This window comes from Pantoea sp. AN62 (genome assembly GCF_050432985.1).
Taxonomy (GTDB): Bacteria; Pseudomonadota; Gammaproteobacteria; order Enterobacterales; family Enterobacteriaceae; genus Pantoea; species Pantoea brenneri.
The window spans coordinates 16476-37563 of sequence record NZ_JBNPYB010000019.1 but is presented as its reverse complement, the minus strand read 5'-3'; the positions used below and the strand labels follow the sequence as shown (position 1 = coordinate 37563).

The following is a 21088-nucleotide window of genomic DNA, read 5'->3' as shown; positions in this document are numbered from 1 at the left end:
CAAAAACACCGATCAATCAACCTCAACAGTCTGCATATTTCAGTTTGGATCTGGTGCGTGCGTAGTTGTCATTAAGCAGAAACTCGCAGATAGCCCGACAGCAAAAAGAGCGAAGCGATACTCTCTCTACGCTGCAATCAGTACGTTGCCGTTACGAAACAGTACTAAGTCGGTCAAGATGACTGAGCCACAGCATCTTGTTTGAGGAAATCAACAAATGCGCGCAACGGCGCAGACATGAACCGGCTGGGAAAATAGAGCCAGGGGCCTTCGAATGCAGACCACCATTCTGGCAGTACAGCAACAAGCTCGCCAGTTTCGAAATGGGGCTGTAATTAGTTTTCGAAGGTAGCAATTATCCCTCTGCCCTGTCTGGCAAATTCAATAGCGGCAGCGGCACCATTGACGCCAATGATTAAGCGACCGGCAGGATTCACACTCACGATCTTTCCCTGCCATCCAAATTGCAAGGGTATCAGTGCCCCGCTTGAATACTTCAACTGAATACAATCATGCTCTGCTAAATCAGCCGAATGTGACGGTAAATCCTGCAAAGCCAGATAGGAAGGCGCGGCCGCCAGTGCGAGCGTCTGTGGGCGGGGAGCAATCGGTACGGCAATGTTATCTTTTGCCAGCTGCTCGCCATAGCGGATACCGGCGTCACAGCCTGCTGAGGTTGCGTCTACCAACCGGTCATCAACCATAATCTCCACGCGCAATAGCGGATAGCGCAGGAGGAAAGGGTTCATTATGGGGGGCAGGATATCCGTCATCACTGCACCAGTAACATTCAGTTTTAGCACGCCAGGACTCTGTTCCAGCGCGGTGATCTTTTCGCTGACGGTAGAAGGCGACAAACCAAGCTGCTTCGCGACCATCCGGAAACCATTTTCTTTGAATACGCTAATGAAGATCGATAGGTCATCCACAGTTGCCGTCTGTTATTGTCCGGATTTCCGATCAGCCTATTCACATTACCCTCTATTATCAAACGTTAACAATCAGCTTAAAAAGGGAGGGCAAATACGGGTCTCTTTCTGCAGAAGAAAGAGCACCCAAGCCGAATAAATCAGAGTCTGTATGAAAGATAAAATTGTTCTTATTACCGGAGCCAACAAAAGTATCGGCTTTGAAACGGCCCGACAGCTTGGCCTGCGTGGTTACCGCATCTGGCTGGCATGTCGTGATAAAGCGCGGGGCCAGGCTGCGCTGGCAAAACTGGTCGCGGAAGGTATCGAAACCCGGATAGTGGAGAGGGATGTGTCGCAGTTGTCGAGCGTTCAGGCGGCTGCGCAATACATGTTTAAAGAAGAAGGGCAGCTGGATATTCTGATTAATAATGCCGGTATCTAAGGCGTTCTGGGCACTAACCCCAGCGAGCAAAGTATCGATGAGGTTATGGCGGTATATGATACCAATGTGTTTGGTGCCATAAGAGTAACCCAGGCTTTTCTGCCGCTGCTGAAAGCCGCAGTCAGCGCTAAAATTATTATGGTCAGTAGCGGACTGGGCTCACTGGAATGGGTCTCCGACCCGAACTATCCCTATTTTAAGGTCAATGAACTGGGCTATAACAGCTCCAAAACTGCACTTAACGCGGTGACCCTCGCCTTTGCCAAACAGCTAAAGGATCAGGGCATCAGCGTGAATGCTGTCGACCCTGGCTATACCGCCACGGATTTCAATGGACACAGTGGTTATCGAAGTGTCACTGAAGCTGCTGCCGGCATTGTCTGGCTGGCAGAACAGAGTCCGGCGGGAATTAATTACCGGCGGATTCTACTTCGATCAACATCGGGCACCCTGGTAGAGGCCGGCTGAAACCAGATACAACCAGGATGATGAGCGGGTCTGCATCTCAGCGGCGGTGATATTCTGGCGAAGTTTACGCCTCAACATCTCATTGCCGCGCCTGCTGATTCGTCCACTTTTGTTCTCTACCCGGCGCTAACCACGTTCTTTCGGTCCAGATGATACAGCGTATAAAAAGCGAGAAAGGAAGAACGGGAAACCGGGCAAATAGTCAGGTGAGCAATCTGTCTTGTCATTGTAATTATTCGACCGCTCTCCTCACGGAAATGGCTTAATCGCCATGACGCGTTGTTACCGCCGGTAAAGGAACATCTCAACAGGCTAAACTATCCTGTTACTATTTATGCGCGGTTTAACCGTGGATATGAGAGATTTACCGTCACTGCTGCCATTAAAAGCATCGCCGGTGCTCTCCTGATCTTTACTCTATCTTCCGACTTGTGCTGACCGTTTCTTTCCTGAAATCTCACCAGGGAATTTTACGTGTAAGATGATGAAATAAATAATTATTTTTTATATTTTCACGATGAAAACACCCTTTTCCACCCGCCATTTTCACCAGGATCCTGTCCTGTTATTACGCTGTATGCTGGCTGCGGTTCCTGCCCAGACAAATGAGATCGCAGAAGTTTTTAATAACAGCACCAACGAAGATTCGTCTGCCGCCTATCCCTGCCTGAGTTCGGCTACTGTGTATTAGCCAGGCTTCCCCGCTACTCCCTGCTGTAGTCACCCGATCTGGATGATAAGCCGGTTACGCTGGCTGGCTCTGCCGAAGCATTCCATCCGATAGTAAAAAATCCAGGTTTTTGGCATTTTTCTAAAAAATTGGCAGATAGCCGCTTTTTGTGTAGTATGCAAAAAACATTAATGCAGAGGGGCTTATGAAGCGTGACTATGGTGGTGTGCTGGAGATGGCAACGCGTGCCAACTCTATGTTGCACGGGCTGAGCAATCACATTGAGCAGCAGCGTCAGGAATTTAACCAGACCGGTTTTTATCAGACTTTCTCACGCAATGCCGTCGCTAATATGCCATTGCTGAGTAAGCATGCCGTGGTTGCTGCCATCAGTGACATGGAAGAAGCCGGCTATCAGTTTGGCAAGAAGCAAACCGGTAGCACCTCGCAATATGCATTAACCATCCAGAATGTGGTCGATATTTATCAGCATCGCAAGGTGCCAAAATACCGCGACAAGCACGAAGGCCCGTTTGTGATTTTTGTGGTCAGCCTCAAAGGTGGCGTCTCCAAAACGGTCAGCACCGTAACGCTGGCCCACGGTATGCGCGCCCATCCTTCGATGCTGCACAATGACCTGCGTATTCTGGTTATCGACCTCGACCCGCAGGCATCCAGCACCATGTTTCTCAGCCACACCAACAGTGTCGGCTCTGTGCTGGAAACCGCCGCTCAGGCGATGCTGAACGATCTGGACGCTGACCAGCTGCGTGAACAGTTTATCAAACCGACGGTGATGCCTGGAGTGGATGTCATTCCCGCCTCGATTGATGACGGTTTTGTCGCCAGTGACTGGGAAGAACTGGTCGCCCAGCATCTGCCTGGCGTTGCACCTTCTGAAGTTCTGCGTCGTAACGTCATCGATCGTCTGGCAGGCGATTACGACTTCATCTTCCTCGATACCGGCCCGCATCTTGATTCCTTTATGCTGAATGCGATTGCTGCCAGTGATGTGCTGCTGACGCCAACGCCGCCAGCGCAGGTTGATTTCCATTCAACCATGAAGTACCTGACGCGTCTGCCAGAGATGCTGGAGCGGATCGAAGCGGAAGGGGTTGAGCCACGTCTGAAGGCGAATATTGGCTTCATGTCAAAAATGACCTCCAAGCACGACCATCTCACGTCACAAAGTTATGCCCGCGAAGTGTTTACCAAATCGATGCTCGATTGTGGCCTGCCGCGACTGGATGGCTTTGAACGCTGCGGCGAATCGTTTGATACGGTGATCAGCGCGAACCCATCATCTTATCCCGGCAGCGCTGATGCGTTACGCAAAGCTAAATATGAAGCGGAACAGTTCTCACGGGCTGTATTCGATCGCATTGAATATATCAGGAGCACCCTGTGAGCAAACCCATCCAGCGCATTGGCCGCAAATTCGGTGATTCCGCCATTGCCAGCATGATCGACAGCAGCAGCCAGTCGCGCACTTTTACCCTGAAGTCAGGTATGAAGGCGACCTTTGTGCGGCAATTGATCCCGCATGATGACATAGAAGCAAAGACCTATGTCGACCCGAAGATCAACGGTCGCGATCAGAGCACGCTGACGGCGGAGTCGCTCAAAGAGATCACCCGCACCATTACCCTGCAACAGTTCTTTCCGGCCATCGGGCGCATCACCGCTGACCGGATCGAAATCATGGATGGCTCCCGTCGCCGTGCAGCCTGTATTCTCTCTGGCGCCAGTCTGGAAGTGCTGGTCACGGCGGATGAACTGAGCATCAGTGATGCTCGTCAGCTGGCCGCCGATATTCAGACTGCCCGCGAACATAACCTGCGCGAGCTGGGACTGCGTTTTATGCTGATGAACGAGCAGGGCATGAGTAAGTCGGAGATTGCCAAAGCGGAAGGGATCTCGAATGCCAAAGTGACCCGTGCTTTCCAGGCTGCTTCAGTTCCGGCTGAATTTATCGAACTTTTCCCGGTGGTGGCTGAACTGACGCTGCAGGATTATCAACTGCTGCTTGATGTGTGGGAAGAAGCCAAAGCCGAAGCGGTCGCGGTCGATGACCTGGTCAGTCAGATTCAGGATAAACTGACCCGTGATACGATGCCGGCACAGCTCAACGCCGACGAAAAAAAATCGGCCATTCTCGACTGCTTCAAAACCGCCAGGAAGCAGCTTAAAACGCCGCCGCCAGCCAGCAGGACGGTGACGGAAAAACTGGCGACCTTCAGCACCGCCAATACCTATGCGCGCCGTAAAACCAACGACGAGAAGCGGACCGTGCAGTATGAATTCAGCCGCCTGCCAAAAGAGATCACCGAGAAGATTGATGCTTCGATTAAACAGATTTTGTCATCGATGAAGCAGAACAATTCCTGATTATCGTTAAAACCGGCCTGCCGCCGGTTTTTTTATCCTGGCCGGTCAGATCACTTTCTTCACTATTTATCACTCCCGCTCGAAAACTCGCTGCATTGCTGACCCACCCGGCGTTACAGGGAGGTTAAAGACGGTCATCCTTCCCCTTATTCCGGCGTTACATCTCCCATTACTGCAATTTGATTGTTGAATCCTGACCTATTTGCGGTTATAGCTAAAACGGTTTAGCTTACTCATCTACTTTAAGGAATTTCTATGTCAGTACGCGTGTGGTGTCTGGGTGATGCGGTAGTCGATCTGTTGCCGGAAGAGCCGGGACGTTTAATGCAGTGTCCGGGCGGCACACCGGCCAATGTGGCGGTGGGTGTGGCGCGCCTGCAGGGGAAGAGTGCGTTTATCGGCAGGGTAGGGGCCGACCCGTTTGGCGACTTTATGCGCCAGACGCTGATTGATGAGCAGGTAGAAACCTCCTTCCTTAAATCCGACCCCGCTCATCGCACCTCAACCGTGGTGGTCGGACTGGATAACACCGGCGAGCGGTCGTTCACCTTTATGGTACGTCCCAGCGCCGATCTGTTTCTTGAGACAACCGATCTGCCGCAGTTCAGCGCCGGGGAATGGTTGCACTGCTGTTCAATCGCGCTGTCAGCCGAACCTTCACGGACAGCCACGCTTACCGCAATGCAGCGTATACGCGCCGCAGGCGGATTCGTCAGTTTCGACCTGAACCTGCGTGATGATCTGTGGCCTGACCCGACACAGCTGCATGCGGTTGTGCATCAGGCGCTGGCCTGTGCTGATGTGGTGAAGCTGTCAGAAGAGGAACTTCAGTTCCTCCATTCTGCCGCAGATCCTGCCGACAGCATGCAACAGCTGGCTGAACGTTTTGCCATTAAGCTGCTGCTGGTTACGCAGGGCAGGGCGGGCGTGATGGCTTGTCACCAGGGGCAGATTTATCACTATCCCACTACGCCGGTGGCCAGCATTGACACCACCGGTGCCGGTGATGCCTTTGTCGCCGGACTGTTGTGGCAGCTGGCGCAGTCGGGTCTGCCCGCCGATGAGCCACAGTTAGCCGTCAGTCTTGCCAGCGCCCAGCGTTGTGGCGCACTGGCAACCACGACTAAAGGGGCAATGACGGCACTACCCTGGCTGCATCAACTCAGCGACCCGACAGGCTGATTTTCCGGGCTGTTATCACTGGTTTTGCGAGCCATCTCACATTCACTAAACCGGTTTAGCTATTTTCATTGCGCGATGAAATTACCCATGATTATGATTCGCGCCTAAACCGGTTTAGCAAGAAAAGTTTGTGATGATAGCCCTTCCTCAGAGACGCAAAACAATGAAAAAAAGCACGATTGCATTAGCCCTGGCAACCCTGTTCGTTGCTGTGCCGGTCCGGGCAGAGCCGGGCCTCAGCACGATTGAAGCCCGGCTTGCCGCACTTGAACACCGTCTGCAGGTCGCGGAGCAACGCGCAAGCGCGGCTGAAATCCGGGCCGAAGCGGCTGAGAAGCAGGCACAACAGCTGGCAACCGTCCAGCAGCAGACCCCGCCAGCTCCCACTGACGTTGCGCAACGTAGCGCTAAACCGGAACTGAAACCTTCCGCCGATGCGGGCGGATTTGAATTTCACGGCTACGCCCGCTCCGGCCTGCTGATGAACAGCTCGGCAGCGAAAACCCAGGGCGGACCGACGCTGACCCCTGCCGGCGAAACCGGCGGCCACGTCGGGCGTCTCGGTAATGAGCCTGACACCTATGTCGAACTGAATCTGGAACATAAACAGACGCTGACCAACGGTGCCACCACCCGCTTTAAAGCGATGCTGGCCGACGGTCAGCGTACCTACAACGACTGGACGGCTGACAGCAGCGATCTCAACCTGCGGCAGGCGTTTGTCGAAATCGGCCAGCTGCCGACCTTCGACGGTGCCTTTAAAGACAGCACCGTCTGGGTCGGTAAACGCTTTGGTCGTGACAACTTCGATATTCACTGGATCGACTCCGATGTAGTGTTCCTCGCCGGAACCGGTGCCGGCTTTTACGACATCAGGTGGGGCGATCGGGCGCGCAGCAACCTCTCGGTGTATGGACGGACCTTTGGTGATATCGAAAACAACGAAAACAGCGCGCAAAACTACATCCTGTCACTCAACAACTTTGTCGGCCCGGTTCAGCTGATGATGAGCGGCATGCGGGCCAGAGATAACGATGATCGCGAGGATATTGACGGAAATAAGATCAAAAGCGATGCGGCGAACACCGGCGTACATGCGTTGCTCGGGCTGCATAACGACAGCTTCTATGGCCTGACCGACGGCTCGGCGAAAACGGCGCTGCTGTATGGCCACGGTCTGGGCGCAGAGGTGAAATCTGTTGGTTCAGATGGCGCGCTGCTGCCGCAGGCGGATAGCTGGCGTCTGGCCAGCTATGGCATCACGGCGCTGGGAGACGGCTGGCATATTGCCCCGGCGCTGCTGGCTCAGCATAGCCAGGATCGCTATGTCAAAGGCGACAGTTACGACTGGGCGACCGTTAACCTGCGGCTGATTCAGGAGATGACTCAAAATTTTGAGATGCAGTATGAAGGCTCTTATCAGTACATGGACCTGCGCCCGGAAGGGTACAGAAACCGCAATGCCGTCAGCGGCAGCTTCACCAAACTCACCGTCGCACCCACCCTGAAAGCCGGAGACGTAGGCGACTTCCTGAAACGTCCGGAAATCCGCTTGTTCGCCAGCTGGATGAACTGGGATCACCGGCTGGATAACTATGCCAGTGATGATGCCTTTGGCAGTAAGGGTTTTGAGGCCGGAGGGGAATGGAACTTTGGCGTTCAGATGGAAACCTGGTTCTGACCAGACAGCCCCAGCTTGCAGGGGCTGGGCAACCGCACCAATAAAAATGAAACCAGAAGACAGAGGTTAATATGGATTATGCAAAAATTTCCCGCGCGCTACTGCCCTTGCTGGGCGGCCGGGAGAACATCGCCAGCGCGGCGCATTGCGCTACGCGCCTGCGGCTGGTGCTGGCGGACGACAGCCAGGCAGACACCGCGGCGATTGGCCGGATCGAGGGCGTAAAAGGCTGCTTCCGCAACGCCGGGCAACTGCAGGTGATTTTTGGCACCGGTGTGGTCAACAAAGTCTATGCCGCATTTATTGCTGAAGCGGGGATTAGCGAGTCGAGCAAATCTGAAGCGGCGGATATCGCGGCGCGCAAGCTTAATCCGTTCCAGCGTATCGCCCGTCTGCTGTCGAATATCTTTGTGCCGATTATCCCCGCCATCGTGGCATCCGGCCTGCTGATGGGGCTGCTGGGCATGGTGAAAACCTACGGCTGGGTCAATCCGGATAACGCACTCTACATCATGCTGGATATGTGCAGTTCCGCCGCCTTCATTATCCTGCCGATCCTGATCGGCTTTACCGCTGCTCGTGAGTTTGGCGGCAATCCGTTTCTTGGCGCAACCCTTGGCGGCATTCTGACCCACCCGGCACTGACTAACGCCTGGGGCGTGGCTTCGGGCTTCCATACCATGAATTTTTTCGGTATCGAAGTGGCGATGATCGGTTACCAGGGCACGGTGTTTCCGGTGCTGCTGGCGGTGTGGTTTATGAGCGTACTGGAGAAGCAGTTGCGCCGGATTATTCCTGATGCACTGGATTTGATCCTGACGCCGTTCCTGACGGTAATCATCTCCGGTTTTATCGCGCTGCTGATCATCGGACCGGCTGGTCGTATGCTGGGGGACGGCATCTCTCTGGTGCTCAGTACCCTGATCGCCCACGCGGGCTGGCTGGCGGGGCTGGTGTTTGGTGGGCTCTATTCGGTGATCGTGATTACCGGGGTACACCACAGTTTCCATGCGATTGAAGCCGGACTGCTGGGAAATCCCGCCATTGGCGTTAATTTCCTGTTGCCGATCTGGGCGATGGCCAACGTGGCTCAGGGCGGTGCCTGCCTGGCGGTGTGGTTTAAAACTAAAGATGTGAAGATAAAAGCGATTAGCTTGCCCTCGGCATTCTCAGCGCTGCTGGGGATCACGGAAGCGGCAATCTTTGGTATTAATCTGCGCTTCATGAAGCCCTTTATAGCCGGCCTGATCGGTGGCGCGCTGGGCGGTGCCTGGGTGGTTTCCGTGCATGTCTATATGACAGCCGTCGGGCTGACGGGGCTGCCAGGCATGGCAATCGTCAAGGCGGGTTCTTTGTTCAATTATGGCATCGGCGTGGCGATCGCATTCACCACGGCGTTCGTGGTCTCTTACCTGCTTAAATACAATACGGATGCTGAATAATGGCTTCATCGACACTTTTGCCGGCTATCCTGCAGGCGGTGATGCAGAAGATGCCTGCTGCGCTTAACGACCATTATTATCCCGGCTGGCATCTGGCGCCGGTTACCGGACTGCTTAACGACCCGAATGGATTTATCCATTTTGACGGTCATTATCATCTGTTTTATCAGTGGAATGCGCTGGGGTGCGAGCATAAACATAAATGCTGGGGACACTGGCGCTCTGCCGATCTGCTGCACTGGCAACATCAGCCGATTGCGCTGATGCCGGATGAAGCGTATGACCGTAGCGGCTGTTACTCCGGCAGTGCGGTCGATGACGATGGCGTTCTGACGCTGATTTACACCGGCAACGTGAAATTTGACGACGGCACACGCACTGCGTGGCAGTGCCTGGCTCAGCAAAATAGCGCAGCAGGATTTGATAAGCTCGGGCCGGTTATTGCTTTGCCAGAGGGCTACACCGGACATGTCCGCGATCCGAAAGTCTGGCGACAGGGTAACCACTGGTACATGGTGCTGGGCGCTCAGGATCGGCAGTTGCAGGGTAAAGTGCTGCTGCTGCGGGCGGAAAATCTGCAGCAGTGGCAACTGCTCGGCGAGATAGCGGGCAGCGGGCTGGGCGGTCTCGGGCCGGCGGGTTACATGTGGGAATGCCCGGATATGTTTACTCTCGGCGACAGCACTTACCTGATCTGCTGTCCGCAGGGCGTGGCGCGCGAGGAAAAACGCTTTCTCAACAGTCACCCGAGCGCCTGGCTGAGCGGCACGCTCGATGATCAGACGCCGGCCTATCACCACGGCCCGCTGCACGAACTGGACGCCGGCTTCGAGTTTTACGCGCCGCAGACCACGCTGACCGCTGACGGGCGGCGGTTGCTGGTGGGATGGATGGGCACGCCCGACGGGGAAGAGATGGCCCAGCCCACCGTTGCTCATCACTGGATCCACCAGATGACCTGCCTGCGTGAACTCAGTTCCCGGGATGGCAAGCTCTGCCAGCAACCGATCGCCGAGCTGCAGGCGCTGCGCGAAGCCGGAAAGGTTTATCAGGGACGTGCTGATGACGCGCCGCCGATCGATGCGCAGCGGCTGGAACTGCTGCTGGAAAGCCAGGGCGGAATCGAACTCAATTTTGCCGACACGCTGATCGTGACGTGGCAGCAGGATGCACTGCAGCTGGCGCGTCGCAGTCTGGTCACGGGTGAATGGCACTACCGCTACTGGACGGGCGCCGCCAGCCGGTTACAGATCCTGTGCGATCACTCCAGCGTTGAGATTTTCATCAATGATGGCGAAGGGGTGATGAGCAGCCGTTATTTTCCGACGCAGCCGGCGCGGTTAACCCTGCGTGGCCGCGCAGAACTGCAGGCTCACTACTGGTCGTTACGTCGCTGCATGGTAGAATAAGCGCTTGTTTCCTTAGACGATGCCTTGCCGTGAGAAAAACGAAACGCGTTACCATCAGTGACATTGCCACGCTGGCGGGGGTGAGTAAAGCCACCGCCAGCCTGGTGCTCAACGGCCGCGGAGAAGAACTGCGGGTCGCGAAGGAGACGCGTGAACGGGTGCTGGCGCTTGCCCGACAGCATCACTATCAGCCCAGCATTCATGCCCGGATGCTGCACGATGCCCGCAGCCATACGCTGGGACTGGTGGTGCCGGAAATCACCAACCATGGCTTCGCTGCGTTTTCTCATGCGCTGGAAAATCTGTGCCGCGCCGCAGGATTGCAGCTGCTGATCTCCTGTACCGACGAAAATGCCGGGCAGGAAATGGCGGTGGTCAATAACCTGGTATCGCGCCAGGTCGACGGGTTGATTGTCGCGTCCAGCATGTTAAGCGACAGTGATTACGTCACCCTTAGCGAGCAGTTGCCGGTGCTGCTGTTTGACCGTCGCATCAGTGACACGCGCTTACCCTGGGTGATCACCGATGCCATCACGCCCACCGCCGATCTGGTTGAAAGGCTGGCGCGCGCCAGTCCGGATGAGATCTACTTTCTTGGCGGTCAGCCCGATCTGTCACCAACCCAGGATCGCCTGGCGGGTTTCAGCCAGGGACTCACGCGTGCTGGCGTTACGCTGCGTCCGGAATGGATTATTCAGGGTAACTATCACCCGGCCAGCGGTTATGAGATGTTTGCCGCCCTGTGCGAACGGCTGAGGCGGCCGCCGAAAGCGCTGTTTACCGCCGCCTGCGGCCTGCTGGAGGGCGTTCTGCGCTATATGAGCGAGCACCGCTTGCTGACCAGCGACATCCGCATTGCCAGTTTTGACGATCACTACCTGTATGATTCCCTCTCCATCCCCATCGACACGGTCGAGCAAAACGTGCCGCAGCTGGCGCAGGCCTGCTTCGCGATCCTGACCAGCCTGATCCGCGGCGATGAGCCAGTAAACAGCCAGCTGGTACTGCCTGCGACGCTTCGTCTGCGCTGTTAACGCCGCCGCAGGTTAATCGATGCCAGCAACGCGACTCCCGCTGGCAGAGGCAACTATCGATTGGCGTCGTGCGGCTTAATGCGCTGAATCAGCGGCCGGATTAATGTTACTGGCTGCGCCGGATGCTGGCGAGCGACGTGAGCAGGCTATTTTTATCGCCTTCGCTCAGGTTGGCCGCCGTGAGTTGCGAGGCCAGCCATGCCCGTTCGGCGTGCGGAAAGCCGCCAGCCAACAGCTGCTGGCCGATCGCGTTGAGCAATTGGCTATCCAGCCGTTGTATCTGTTGCCGGGTATCAGCCAGATCCCTGACGGCGGCGTTATCCGGGACTGATAGCCAGTCCGCCCGATAACGATATTGAATCGCCTTACTGGCATTCATCAGGGCATGAACAAACGGTTCCACCGAATGGGGTTCCAGTCCGGCTTGCTCAGCGTTTTTCAGCATGCTTTGCATCACCTGCTGTTCCCGCGGCAAATCCTCGATCGGGAGATGATGCTGTGCTTTGTAGCCAGCCACCTCTTTCATCACCTGCATCCGTTCATTTAATGCAGTGGAAAGCGTGCCGAGCGCAACGGAAGAGACCGGCCCGGCAAAAACGTTACAGCACACAAACAGTGAAGAGAAGAGAATCGTCGTAAAATGCGTCATTTGCCCGCTCCGTTAATGAAAACTGGCGCTAATTTAGTCATGAAAAAATCGCCGAAGGTAATTATTTTGTTTTCAAAGTATGAATTGCAAACGGTGTCAGTGCGCTAGCGCAGGTGATTAATTCTGATGGGTTTTGCGTCTTTTAACGTCACACAATCTTCATGTTGCTATGCCACGCTGACAGGTTTATCCCGCCGCAGCCGGTGTTGCTCAACAGCCGGTATTAATGATGTTGCCGCCAGCGCAGCTCCAGTTATTGTCAGACAGGGATGCGCTAAGCGAAGGGCGACAGGGCAGGGTGAAGAAGGTTGTTACGGCCGGGTGCAGTAAAGCCATTGCCCGCTAATAGGCCGCCAGTGGAGCCTGATGTTGCGATCCGGATCGGTCAGCATCAGGCTGCCAGTGATGTGCTGAGGATGATGGCTACGCCGCCGATCGTGGCGGCGCAGTCAGTCAGGGGACGAAGATAGCGCGGACGCAACCATCTTCTTTGTGTTTGAACATCTCGTAACCCCGCGGTGCCTGTTCCAGCGGGAAGCGATGCGTCGCCATAAAAGCCGGGTTCAGTTCATTGCGGGCCACGTGTTCCAGCAGGCGGTGCATATAACGTTGTCCATGCTGCTGAGCGGTACGGATTGTCAGGCTCTTGTTGATCATCAGGCCTAACGGAAACTTATCCATCACCCCGTAAACGCCGAGAATGGCAATGTTGCCGCCTTTACGGCAGACGTAGAGTGCCTGACGCAGTGCCGCGCCAACATCGGTTTCAAGATGCAGCATCTGTTTGGTTTTATCGTAAACCTGGCTCAGTCCTTCGCCCCGGGCTTCCATACCGACCGCATCAATGCAGCTGTCCGGGCCACGTCCACCGGTTAATTCCAGTAACGCTTCGTTGATATCCACCTGGGTGTAATCCAGCGTCAGGCTGCCGGCATAATCGCGCGCCATTGCCAGCCGTTCCGGATAGCGATCGATGCCAATCACCTGATGAGCGCCCATCAGCCATGCACTTTGCTGCGCCATCAGACCGACACCGCCACAGCCCCATACCACCACCGTGTCGCCAGGGTGGATATTACAAAAATCGGCACCCATGTAACCGGTCGGGGCAGCATCAGAGAGAAACAGCGCCTGTTCATCGGTCACGCCCTCGGGCACCACGAAGCAATCATTGTCGGCAAACGGCACGCGCACATATTCTGCATGCGATCCGGCATAGCCGCCAAAGGCGTGGCTGTAGGCGTAAATACCGCCGGTCGGATGACCGAGTACGGCTTCTCCTTTCTCCCATTGCGGATTGGTGTTGTCACAACAGGAAGGTAAATGATGCTGGCAATACCAGCAGGAACCACAGGAGATGAATGAGGGCACCACCACCCGATCGCCGCGGCGAATATTATTTACGGCGCTGCCGACTTCGACCACTTCACCCATGAATTCATGACCGAGGATGTCACCTTCGCGCATACTCGGGATCAGGCCATCAATTACGTGCAGATCGGAGCCGCAGGTGGTGGTCAGCCTGACGCGAACAATCGCATCATGAGGATTTATCAGGCCCGGATCGGCCACGGTCTCAACGCTCAAATCGTTAACGCCATTCCAGCATAGTGCGCGCATTTATTTCTCCTTATCCTGACGTTCGGCGTGGCGGCCAGCAGGCTGACCATCCAGCGTGGCGATCTCTCCGGTCTCGGCGAGGCTTTTAAAGCGATGCAGCGCTTTGCTGGCCACCTCTTTCGGCAACAGATCAAACACTTTGGTCACCTTTTTCCCCAGCGCGCCGCCCGGCGGGATGAAGCGCAGAGTGAGCGCCAGTTCAGTGCCCCATTCGCCGGGCGCCGGGCGCAGCAGAAGTTCGCCTTCGTTAGGGATGTCGGCACCCTCCAGCGATCGCCAGGCAATAATTTCGCCCGGCTGGGCTTCGACAATCCGGCTCTCCCAGGCGTAGTGTTTACCCAGCGGGCCTTCGATCTGCCAGTGCGCATCGCTTTTATTGACCGGCGTCACCGTGGCAAAGTGGCTCATAATACGCGGCAGAGTATCCGGCTCCAGCCACAGGGAAAAAAGCTCGGTCGCCGGACGACCGACGGTTATCCAGCGCCGGAGCGTAAGCGTATTATCGCTGGCGGTTGTTTGAGGTTTTTTGGCCAAAAGGTCCTCCGATAGCAGGCTCAGTCGAACGGAAATCACTGAAAATGAGTTAAGAACAGCCTGCGGAATTTTGCGAGCGAAGCCGTAGCGTTGCGGTACGGCAGGTCTGGCCGCAGGTTATGTATCGGACAGCGCGGTGCGGGGCGCAGGAAAACCCCGTTGCGGACGGCGGGATTATGTATAATGCCTGCAGCAAAGAGGCATCTGTTTTAGCAGCAAATAGAGGTAGATATGTCTGCATCTGAAACTTCTACCGGTGGTAAAAGTGTGGTTGAGTTGGTGCTGAGTTTAGAAACTCAGGTGGCAGGTTACCCGCAGGCAAACTGGCACATCGGTCTGAAAAGCAAAACCAAAATGGCGCTGGAAAAGATTAACCGCGCGTTTGATGCAAAACGTATCAGTGCAGAAGAGAGTCTGAATCTGAAACAGCGGGTTTATAGCGTGCAGGATAAATTAATTGAGCTGGCGCTATGGTAAGGCTGTGCATTTAACCGTCAGCGGCCATCACCCGCTGACCTGCACTTAAGTCGGCCGGTGTGAAAAACTGATACTTCAGTACGCAACGCCGCTGGGCATTTTCTGCACTTTTCAGCGAAGGCGTATTGCCGGGAAGGATAGTGCCGGTCAGCAGCACGCTGTCGCCGTAACGCTGATCGAGCTGCTGCAACAGCATCTGCTGGGCTCGCGCTGCCAGTCCGCGGCCGCGGTATTCGGGCAAAATCACCTCATCCAGAATCTGAATCGCCTCAATGAACCCCACGCGGCGCATCGCGCAAATGATCAAGCCGGCCAGCTGACCCTGACTGACAATTAGCGAGACGTTGCCCTGGGCGATATCCTCACGCAGTTCCCGTTTATCGGTTGCCAGCAGCAGATGTCTGAGCTGCGGCAGGGCACGCCAGCTGGCACGATAGGCGCGATTGATAGTGGTCAGACAGACCGGATAATCCTCTCTGGTGGCGGTCACCAGCGAAACATCCTGCCCGGTCGGGGCGGAAAGCGAGTCCGGGCGGCCAAGAAAGATCAGTTGATCGGTGAAGCCGATCGCAGGATGGTCGGCGGGCAGCAGCACGCGCAGCGTTTGCGGGTTCAGCGCCTGCCACGCCTGCATAATGGCGCAGGCAACCTGCTGGTTAATCGGTCCATCCAGCGCGACGACATCGATAAACGGCTGGGCCAGATCGCCGCCGAGATAGCGGGGACCGGTGAGATAACGCTGACCGTCAATGTGGAGTTCACGTTGCAGAAAATAACGCTGTGGCAACCCGGTTTCACGCCAGGGAAAGGCGGCAGAGAAACGGGCATCACGACACCATGCCTGCTGCTGCTTCAGCCACTTAATCAGCCAGCCCCTGAGCCGGTGCGGTGAAACCGGCAGGCTCTGGTAGCGCGACACCATATAATCCAGCATACCCTTTCCACCTTGTTGCCCGTCTCAGGTTCAGCATCGGGGCTGAATGAACGTAACGGCTTAGCGCCGGCTCTGGTACTCCTCTTTCAGCAGACCGAACAGCCAGTCATCCTGCCATTTACCGTTCAGAAAAAAGTTCTGCCTTAAGGTGCCTTCCTGCGCGAAGCCGGCGGAGATTAACGCTTTCCGTGAGGCGATATTCCCAGCGGTAACGGTCGCCACCAGCTTGCGGTACGCCAGTTGGTCAAAACAAAACCCGATCACCGCATTCAGTGACTCGCGACCGTAACCTTTGCCGTGAAAGTCAGCGGCGAGAATAAAACCAAACTCGGCAATGCCGTTACCCCGATCGATAAATCCGCTGAATCCTGTCGGCAATCCTGAGGTTTTTTCTTCCATCACCAGGCAAAGCCAGTGATCACATCCTTTATGCCAGGCGGGCAAGCGAACGTCAAACGAGTGGGTTCTGATTTCGTCGGCAGAGCGTGGATCAGAGATATATTTCATCACCGATTGATCCTGACTGACCGCCAGATAAAACGGCCAGTCCTGCTGACTCAACGGCCGGTAACGCAGCCGCGCAGAAATGATCACATCAGGTTGCATCATGCTACTCCTTGCAGGCCGAGCTTCAGGGCGAAAGTTGATGCCAGCAAGCTAACACAGCCGCCGGAGAAGCGGGAGTCAAACTCGCCAGCCAGCCGCGCACCGCTGAAGACGGCGGTTGTGGTATCGCTTCCATTTATGCCGGGATTCTTACGATGAGTTGTGTGGTTCGCATCGGTTGAAATTTTTTAGTTAATACATTTCAAATATAATTAGCTGATATATAACAATTATTAGAGATTTGTTTACACTCTGCCACGAAAAGGCAATGTAAATGGCATGTGATAGCGTTTACACTTGCACTGATGTTTCTTTACATTTCCCGCTTTTTATCAAGGTTAAACACATGTCACGGGTATCCCGAACACTCAATTTGTTAACGCTGCTGTTCTCTGTCGCCTGCTCTGCCTGGCTGCTGATCGGCGGCGTCTGGTTGCTATCGCTGGGCGGTAGCGCGTATTACCTGATCAGCGGCCTGGCCATGGCGGGCTTTAGCGTGCTGCTGTGGCGCAGAAAACGCAGTGCGCTCTATCTCTACGCCGCGATTCTGATCGCCAGTGCGCTGTGGGCGTGGCAGGAAGCAGGCAGCGACTACTGGACGCTGGTGCCGCGACTCGACGTCTGGGTACTGCTGGGGATCTGGCTGATTTTGCCTTTCAGCTATCGTCAGTTTGGCCCGGCCGGTAAAAAACCGCTGGCGGCGATGGTTATCGCCTTACTGGCTAACGGAGCGCTGCTGGTGGGCTCATCACTGCACGATCCGCAGGAGATAAACGGCGAACTGCCGCTGACCGATGTTGCGCCAGCCGCTTCATCGGTACCGGCGGAAGACTGGACCGCCTACGGCCGGACGCAGGAAGGCGTGCGTTACTCGCCGCTGAAGCAGATCAATGAGCACAACGTGCAGAACCTGCAGGTGGCCTGGCAATATCACACCGGCGATGTCAAAACCGCGAACGATCCGGGTGAGATTACCAATGAAGTGACGCCGCTCAAGGCGGGCAACATGCTCTATCTCTGCACGCCACACCAGATTCTGCTGGCGCTGGACGCGGTGAGCGGCAAAGAGAAATGGCGCTTTGATCCGAAGCTCAAATCCGATCCGTCATTCCAGCACATCACCTGTCGTGGCGTGTCCTATCACGAAATGCCGGCGGCGCAGCAGAGTAGCGCTTCACAGCCTGCCCACTGCGCGCGTCGTATCTTCCTGCCGGTGGACGACGGTCGTCTGATTGCGCTGGATGCCACCTCTGGTGAGCGTTGCGAGAACTTCGCCAGCCACGGTGAGCTGAATCTGCAACATCAGCAGCCAAATGCCTATCCGGGCGGTTATGAGCCGACGTCACCACCGATTGTCACCGACAAAGTGATCATCGTGGCGGGCTCGGTCACCGATAACCTGTCAACCCGTGAACCGTCTGGCGTGATCCGCGGTTTTGATATCGACAGCGGTAAGCTGGTGTGGGCGTTTGATCCTGGCGCGAAAGATCCGAATGCGCTGCCTGCAGAAGGGGAGACCTTCAGCGCCAACTCACCTAACTCCTGGGCACCGGCGGCGTATGATGCTCAGCGTGACATCATCTATCTGCCAATGGGCGTCTCGACGCCGGATATCTGGGGTGGTCATCGCACGCCGGAACAGGAGCGTTATGCCAGCGGCCTGCTGGCGCTGCACGCCTCTACCGGTAAGCTGGCCTGGTTCTATCAGACAGTACATCATGACCTGTGGGACATGGATCTGCCGTCGCAGCCAACCCTGGCGGACATCACGGACAGCAGCGGCAAGCGCGTACCGGTGGTGTATGTACCGGCTAAAACCGGCAACATTTTTGTGCTGAACCGTGAAACCGGCCAGCCGGTGGTACCTGCACCGGAAACCCCGGTACCGCAGGGACCGGCGAAAGGCGATCATCTCAACCCGACTCAGCCTTTCTCGCAACTCACCTTCCGGCCGAAGCAGAATCTGCAGGGCAAGGATATGTGGGGCGCGACGATGTTCGACCAGCTGGCGTGCCGCGTGATGTTCCATCGCCTGCGATATGAAGGCCCGTTTACGCCACCTTCAGAGCAGGGCACGCTGGTGTTCCCGGGTGATTTCGGCATGTTCGAATGGGGCGGTATTGCGGTTGATACCGACCGTCAGATTGCGATTGCGAACCCGATGGCGATGCCGTTTATCTCACGGCTGGTCCCACGCGGACCGGGCAACCCGATTGAGCCTGGTGCGGCGGGTGCTGCCGGTTCCGGTTCGGAATCCGGCGTGCAGCATATGTATGGCGTACCTTATGGCGTTGAACTGAATCCGTTCCTGTCACCTTTAGGTCTGCCGTGCCTGCAGCCGTCATGGGGCTTTGTCTCGGCGATCAATCTGCAGAATCATCAGATTGTCTGGAAGAAACGCATCGGTACGGTACGCGACAGTGCGCCGGTTCCGCTGCCGTTCAAAATGGGCGTGCCGATGTTAGGCGGCCCGGTGACCACCGCTGGCAATGTCTTCTTTGTTGCCGGAACGCTAGATAACTACCTGCGCGCCTACAGTGTGCGTGACGGCAAACTGCTGTGGCAGGCCCGACTGCCGGCGGGTGGTCAGGCGACGCCGATGACCTATGCAGTCAACGGTAAGCAATATGTGGTGATCATGGCCGGTGGACACGGCTCGTTCGGCACTAAAATGGGCGATACGCTTATCGCTTATGCGCTGCCGTAACCTGCGTTAATCTGTAAAATCACGCCCCCGTCGGTCTCGCCTGCGGGGGCTTTTTTTTGCTGACATTAGCGCGCTGACAGGTGAAGCCGTGGCTTCACTGCTACGCTTGAGCCGCCCCCCTTGCCACTGAGAGAGCAAAACGGATGGATCTGAAACAGATTGACGCCTCTGCCTGGACCACACTGAGCGATGCTGCCGCTGATCCGCAGGCGGAATTCCGCTACCTGACGCTGTGTACGGTTGATGCCGCCAGTCGGCCACAGGCGCGTACCGTGGTTTTACGTCAGGTTGATAGCCGCCTGCGCACCCTGACCTTTCATACCGATCTCCGCAGTCCGAAGTGGCAGGAGATGAGCGCGAATCCGCAGGTGACGGTGCTGGGATATGCCCTGCAGACCCGGCTGCAGTTGCGCCTGCAGGGAGAGGTCGGACTGTATGCCGGGGAGAGCGATATTGCGGATGCTGCGTGGTCCCGGTTACCGGCGCGGACCCGCAGCACCTACACCGGCGGCCCGCCGGGCGAGGTGTCTGACAGTGATGAGCAGGCTGCAGTGCCCCCAGCGGATGACGATGCCGGCAGGCAGCATTTCGGCGTAGTGGTGATGCGGGTCAGTGCGCTGGACTGGTATCAGTTACACCGGGAGAACAATCAGCGGGCGCTGCTGATCTACGCCACTGACGGTGCGTTGGTCAGTGGCCAGCAGATCACCCCCTGAGCAGACGGGTTTAATCCCGGTCTACACTGACTGAACAGACTTTTTTGAAACGACGAGGTCAGGGTGGGTTCAATCAGCAATCGGGGTCCGTCCCCGTTTATTCAGGGTTTCCAGTTGCAGGATGTCACGCTGGATAACGGCATCACGCTGCGCGTCGCCACTGGCGGCAGCGGGCCGGCGCTGGTGATGCTGCATGGTCATCCGCAGAATCACCTCTGCTGGCATAAGGTGGCACCAGTGCTGGCGCAGCATTACACCGTGGTGCTGCCCGATCTGCGCGGCTATGGCGACAGTGATAAACCGGCCAGCGATGCGCAGCACCGGCCCTATTCAAAACGGGCGATGGCGCAGGATATTGCGCTGCTGATGACTGCGCTTGGCCACCCGCGCTTTGCTTTTGTCGGACACGATCGGGGAGCCAGGGTAGGCCATCGGCTGGCGCTCGATTATCCGGATCGCGTCAGCGCCTGTACCTTTATCGATATTGCACCGACAGCCACCATGTACCAGCAGACAGACAGGGAATTCGCCACCCGCTATTTCTGGTGGTTTTTTCTGATTCAGCCTGAGCCATTACCGGAAACGCTGATCGGATCAAATACCGAATTCTTCCTGCGTCAGCATATCCGGGCGCAACTTAAAGTCGCTGATGCTACGCCTGAAGCGATTCTGAAAGATTACCTGCGCTGCTATCAGCATCCGGCGATGGTGCACGCGGTGTGTGAGGATTATCGCGCCAGTGCGACGATAGATTTAGAGGATGATGCTGCCAGCGCAGGAGAGCGAATCCGCTGCCCGCTGCTGTTACTGTGGGGAGAGCAGGGCACGGTCGGCCAGCTGTATGATGTGCCGCAAACCTGGGCTGACAAAGCCTCACATATTCGGGGGCGGGCGTTACCGTGCGGCCATTCGCCGCAGGAAGAGGTGCCATCAGCATTGCTGGCGGAACTGCAGGCTTTCCTGACCTCTGCCGAAGAAAAACAGCCTGATTAATCCGCAACCCCACAGCCGGGGCGAGCCACCGTTAATGATGTCATATTCACTGCCAGCCGCTGCGCTGGCATTTTTTTATCTGCCGCATCGCTTAACGGATTTTAGCGCCACGTTATCCTCATATTTCCATCTTTTTACGCTATTTCCTATCTTTTAGCTTCGCTTGTGCCAGGCTTTAAATTCTCATGAAGCAGTCACTTATGCTTCATGACAGGAAAAGTCACC

General features: G+C 56.1%; 17 protein-coding genes and 1 pseudogene. 12 read left to right on the top strand and 6 right to left on the bottom strand.

All coding sequences use genetic code 11. The features are described from left to right. Window positions 1-335 precede the first annotated feature (335 nt). On the bottom strand, window positions 336-929 hold the full coding sequence (locus FHW04_RS20140) for a LysR family transcriptional regulator (RefSeq protein WP_252867517.1): 594 nt from the start codon (window positions 927-929) through the stop codon (window positions 336-338). Between the two features lie 151 nt (window positions 930-1080). On the opposite strand from FHW04_RS20140, the pseudogene FHW04_RS20135 reads away from it, so the two are divergent. From FHW04_RS20135 to FHW04_RS20100, 8 genes and pseudogenes are all read left to right on the top strand, one after another. Further along, window positions 1081-1821: pseudogene (locus FHW04_RS20135) on the top strand (SDR family NAD(P)-dependent oxidoreductase). Between the two features lie 875 nt (window positions 1822-2696). Beyond that, complete coding sequence (locus FHW04_RS20130) at window positions 2697-3899, top strand: AAA family ATPase (RefSeq protein ID WP_031377930.1); 1203 nt, start codon at window positions 2697-2699, stop codon at window positions 3897-3899. Then, window positions 3896-4879: a ParB family protein gene (locus FHW04_RS20125; RefSeq protein ID WP_094106375.1), complete on the top strand. Its 984-nt coding sequence runs from the start codon at window positions 3896-3898 to the stop codon at window positions 4877-4879. Before FHW04_RS20130 ends, FHW04_RS20125 begins: the two co-directional genes overlap by 4 nt. A 255-nt stretch (window positions 4880-5134) precedes the next feature. Continuing rightward, on the top strand, window positions 5135-6061 hold the full coding sequence (locus FHW04_RS20120; RefSeq protein ID WP_089562179.1) for an aminoimidazole riboside kinase: 927 nt from the start codon (window positions 5135-5137) through the stop codon (window positions 6059-6061). A 163-nt stretch (window positions 6062-6224) separates the two neighbouring features. Next, a complete protein-coding gene (locus tag FHW04_RS20115) occupies window positions 6225-7742 on the top strand; it encodes a carbohydrate porin (RefSeq protein WP_179420102.1) in 1518 nt (505 codons plus the stop codon). 71 nt (window positions 7743-7813) lie between these two features. Continuing rightward, window positions 7814-9184 (top strand): sucrose-specific PTS transporter subunit IIBC, encoded by a 1371-nt coding sequence (locus FHW04_RS20110; RefSeq protein WP_046289434.1) that lies wholly within the window; start codon window positions 7814-7816, stop codon window positions 9182-9184. Further along, window positions 9184-10593 (top strand): sucrose-6-phosphate hydrolase, encoded by a 1410-nt coding sequence (locus FHW04_RS20105; RefSeq protein WP_089562178.1) that lies wholly within the window; start codon window positions 9184-9186, stop codon window positions 10591-10593. The genes FHW04_RS20110 and FHW04_RS20105 overlap by 1 nt, the downstream gene beginning before the upstream one ends. Window positions 10594-10622: 29 nt before the next feature. Further along, entirely contained in the window at window positions 10623-11627 is a 1005-nt protein-coding gene (locus tag FHW04_RS20100; protein ID WP_089562177.1) for a substrate-binding domain-containing protein, read from the top strand. 106 nt (window positions 11628-11733) lie between these two features. Here FHW04_RS20100 and FHW04_RS20095 read toward each other — a convergent pair whose 3' ends face one another. The 3 genes from FHW04_RS20095 to FHW04_RS20085 form a co-directional block, all read right to left on the bottom strand. After that, window positions 11734-12276: a chorismate mutase gene (locus FHW04_RS20095; protein ID WP_031378125.1), complete on the bottom strand. Its 543-nt coding sequence runs from the start codon at window positions 12274-12276 to the stop codon at window positions 11734-11736. A gap of 453 nt (window positions 12277-12729) precedes the next feature. Then, on the bottom strand, window positions 12730-13896 hold the full coding sequence (locus FHW04_RS20090) for a zinc-dependent alcohol dehydrogenase (RefSeq protein ID WP_089562176.1): 1167 nt from the start codon (window positions 13894-13896) through the stop codon (window positions 12730-12732). Continuing rightward, a complete protein-coding gene (locus FHW04_RS20085; RefSeq protein WP_031378126.1) occupies window positions 13897-14430 on the bottom strand; it encodes an SRPBCC family protein in 534 nt (177 codons plus the stop codon). A gap of 231 nt (window positions 14431-14661) precedes the next feature. Here FHW04_RS20085 and FHW04_RS20080 point away from each other — a divergent pair, with 231 nt between their 5' ends. Further along, window positions 14662-14907 carry a hypothetical protein gene (locus tag FHW04_RS20080; RefSeq protein ID WP_089562175.1) on the top strand — a complete coding sequence of 82 codons (246 nt, stop codon included), beginning with the start codon at window positions 14662-14664 and terminating at the stop codon, window positions 14905-14907. A 10-nt stretch (window positions 14908-14917) separates the two neighbouring features. On the opposite strand, the gene FHW04_RS20075 is transcribed toward FHW04_RS20080, so the two are convergent. Further along, window positions 14918-15841, bottom strand: coding sequence for a GNAT family N-acetyltransferase (locus tag FHW04_RS20075; RefSeq protein WP_089562174.1), 924 nt, complete (start codon window positions 15839-15841; stop codon window positions 14918-14920). Window positions 15842-15901: 60 nt separating this feature from the next. Further along, window positions 15902-16447, bottom strand: coding sequence for a GNAT family N-acetyltransferase (locus FHW04_RS20070; RefSeq protein ID WP_089562173.1), 546 nt, complete (start codon window positions 16445-16447; stop codon window positions 15902-15904). A gap of 346 nt (window positions 16448-16793) precedes the next feature. On the opposite strand from FHW04_RS20070, the gene FHW04_RS20065 reads away from it, so the two are divergent. The 3 genes from FHW04_RS20065 to FHW04_RS20055 all read left to right on the top strand — a co-directional run bounded on the left by FHW04_RS20065 (window position 16794) and on the right by FHW04_RS20055 (window position 20863). After that, window positions 16794-19154 (top strand): glucose/quinate/shikimate family membrane-bound PQQ-dependent dehydrogenase, encoded by a 2361-nt coding sequence (locus tag FHW04_RS20065; protein WP_089562172.1) that lies wholly within the window; start codon window positions 16794-16796, stop codon window positions 19152-19154. Window positions 19155-19297: 143 nt separating this feature from the next. After that, on the top strand, window positions 19298-19870 hold the full coding sequence (locus FHW04_RS20060) for a pyridoxamine 5'-phosphate oxidase family protein (RefSeq protein ID WP_031378131.1): 573 nt from the start codon (window positions 19298-19300) through the stop codon (window positions 19868-19870). 63 nt (window positions 19871-19933) lie between these two features. Next, complete coding sequence (locus tag FHW04_RS20055) at window positions 19934-20863, top strand: alpha/beta fold hydrolase (RefSeq protein WP_089562171.1); 930 nt, start codon at window positions 19934-19936, stop codon at window positions 20861-20863. Window positions 20864-21088 lie beyond the last annotated feature (225 nt).

What these genes read in the sequence shown, in the direction of transcription:
- FHW04_RS20130 (WP_031377930.1), top strand. Translation starts at nt 2,697, where the DNA reads ATGAAGCGTGACTATGGTGGTGTGCTGGAGATGGCAACGCGTGCCAAC.
- FHW04_RS20120 (WP_089562179.1), top strand. Translation starts at nt 5,135, where the DNA reads ATGTCAGTACGCGTGTGGTGTCTGGGTGATGCGGTAGTCGATCTGTTG.
- FHW04_RS20115 (WP_179420102.1), top strand. Translation starts at nt 6,225, where the DNA reads ATGAAAAAAAGCACGATTGCATTAGCCCTGGCAACCCTGTTCGTTGCT.
- FHW04_RS20110 (WP_046289434.1), top strand. Translation starts at nt 7,814, where the DNA reads ATGGATTATGCAAAAATTTCCCGCGCGCTACTGCCCTTGCTGGGCGGC.
- FHW04_RS20105 (WP_089562178.1), top strand. Translation starts at nt 9,184, where the DNA reads ATGGCTTCATCGACACTTTTGCCGGCTATCCTGCAGGCGGTGATGCAG.
- FHW04_RS20095 (WP_031378125.1), bottom strand. Translation starts at nt 12,276, where the DNA reads ATGACGCATTTTACGACGATTCTCTTCTCTTCACTGTTTGTGTGCTGT.
- FHW04_RS20090 (WP_089562176.1), bottom strand. Translation starts at nt 13,896, where the DNA reads ATGCGCGCACTATGCTGGAATGGCGTTAACGATTTGAGCGTTGAGACC.
- FHW04_RS20080 (WP_089562175.1), top strand. Translation starts at nt 14,662, where the DNA reads ATGTCTGCATCTGAAACTTCTACCGGTGGTAAAAGTGTGGTTGAGTTG.
- FHW04_RS20075 (WP_089562174.1), bottom strand. Translation starts at nt 15,841, where the DNA reads ATGCTGGATTATATGGTGTCGCGCTACCAGAGCCTGCCGGTTTCACCG.
- FHW04_RS20070 (WP_089562173.1), bottom strand. Translation starts at nt 16,447, where the DNA reads ATGCAACCTGATGTGATCATTTCTGCGCGGCTGCGTTACCGGCCGTTG.
- FHW04_RS20065 (WP_089562172.1), top strand. Translation starts at nt 16,794, where the DNA reads ATGTCACGGGTATCCCGAACACTCAATTTGTTAACGCTGCTGTTCTCT.
- FHW04_RS20060 (WP_031378131.1), top strand. Translation starts at nt 19,298, where the DNA reads ATGGATCTGAAACAGATTGACGCCTCTGCCTGGACCACACTGAGCGAT.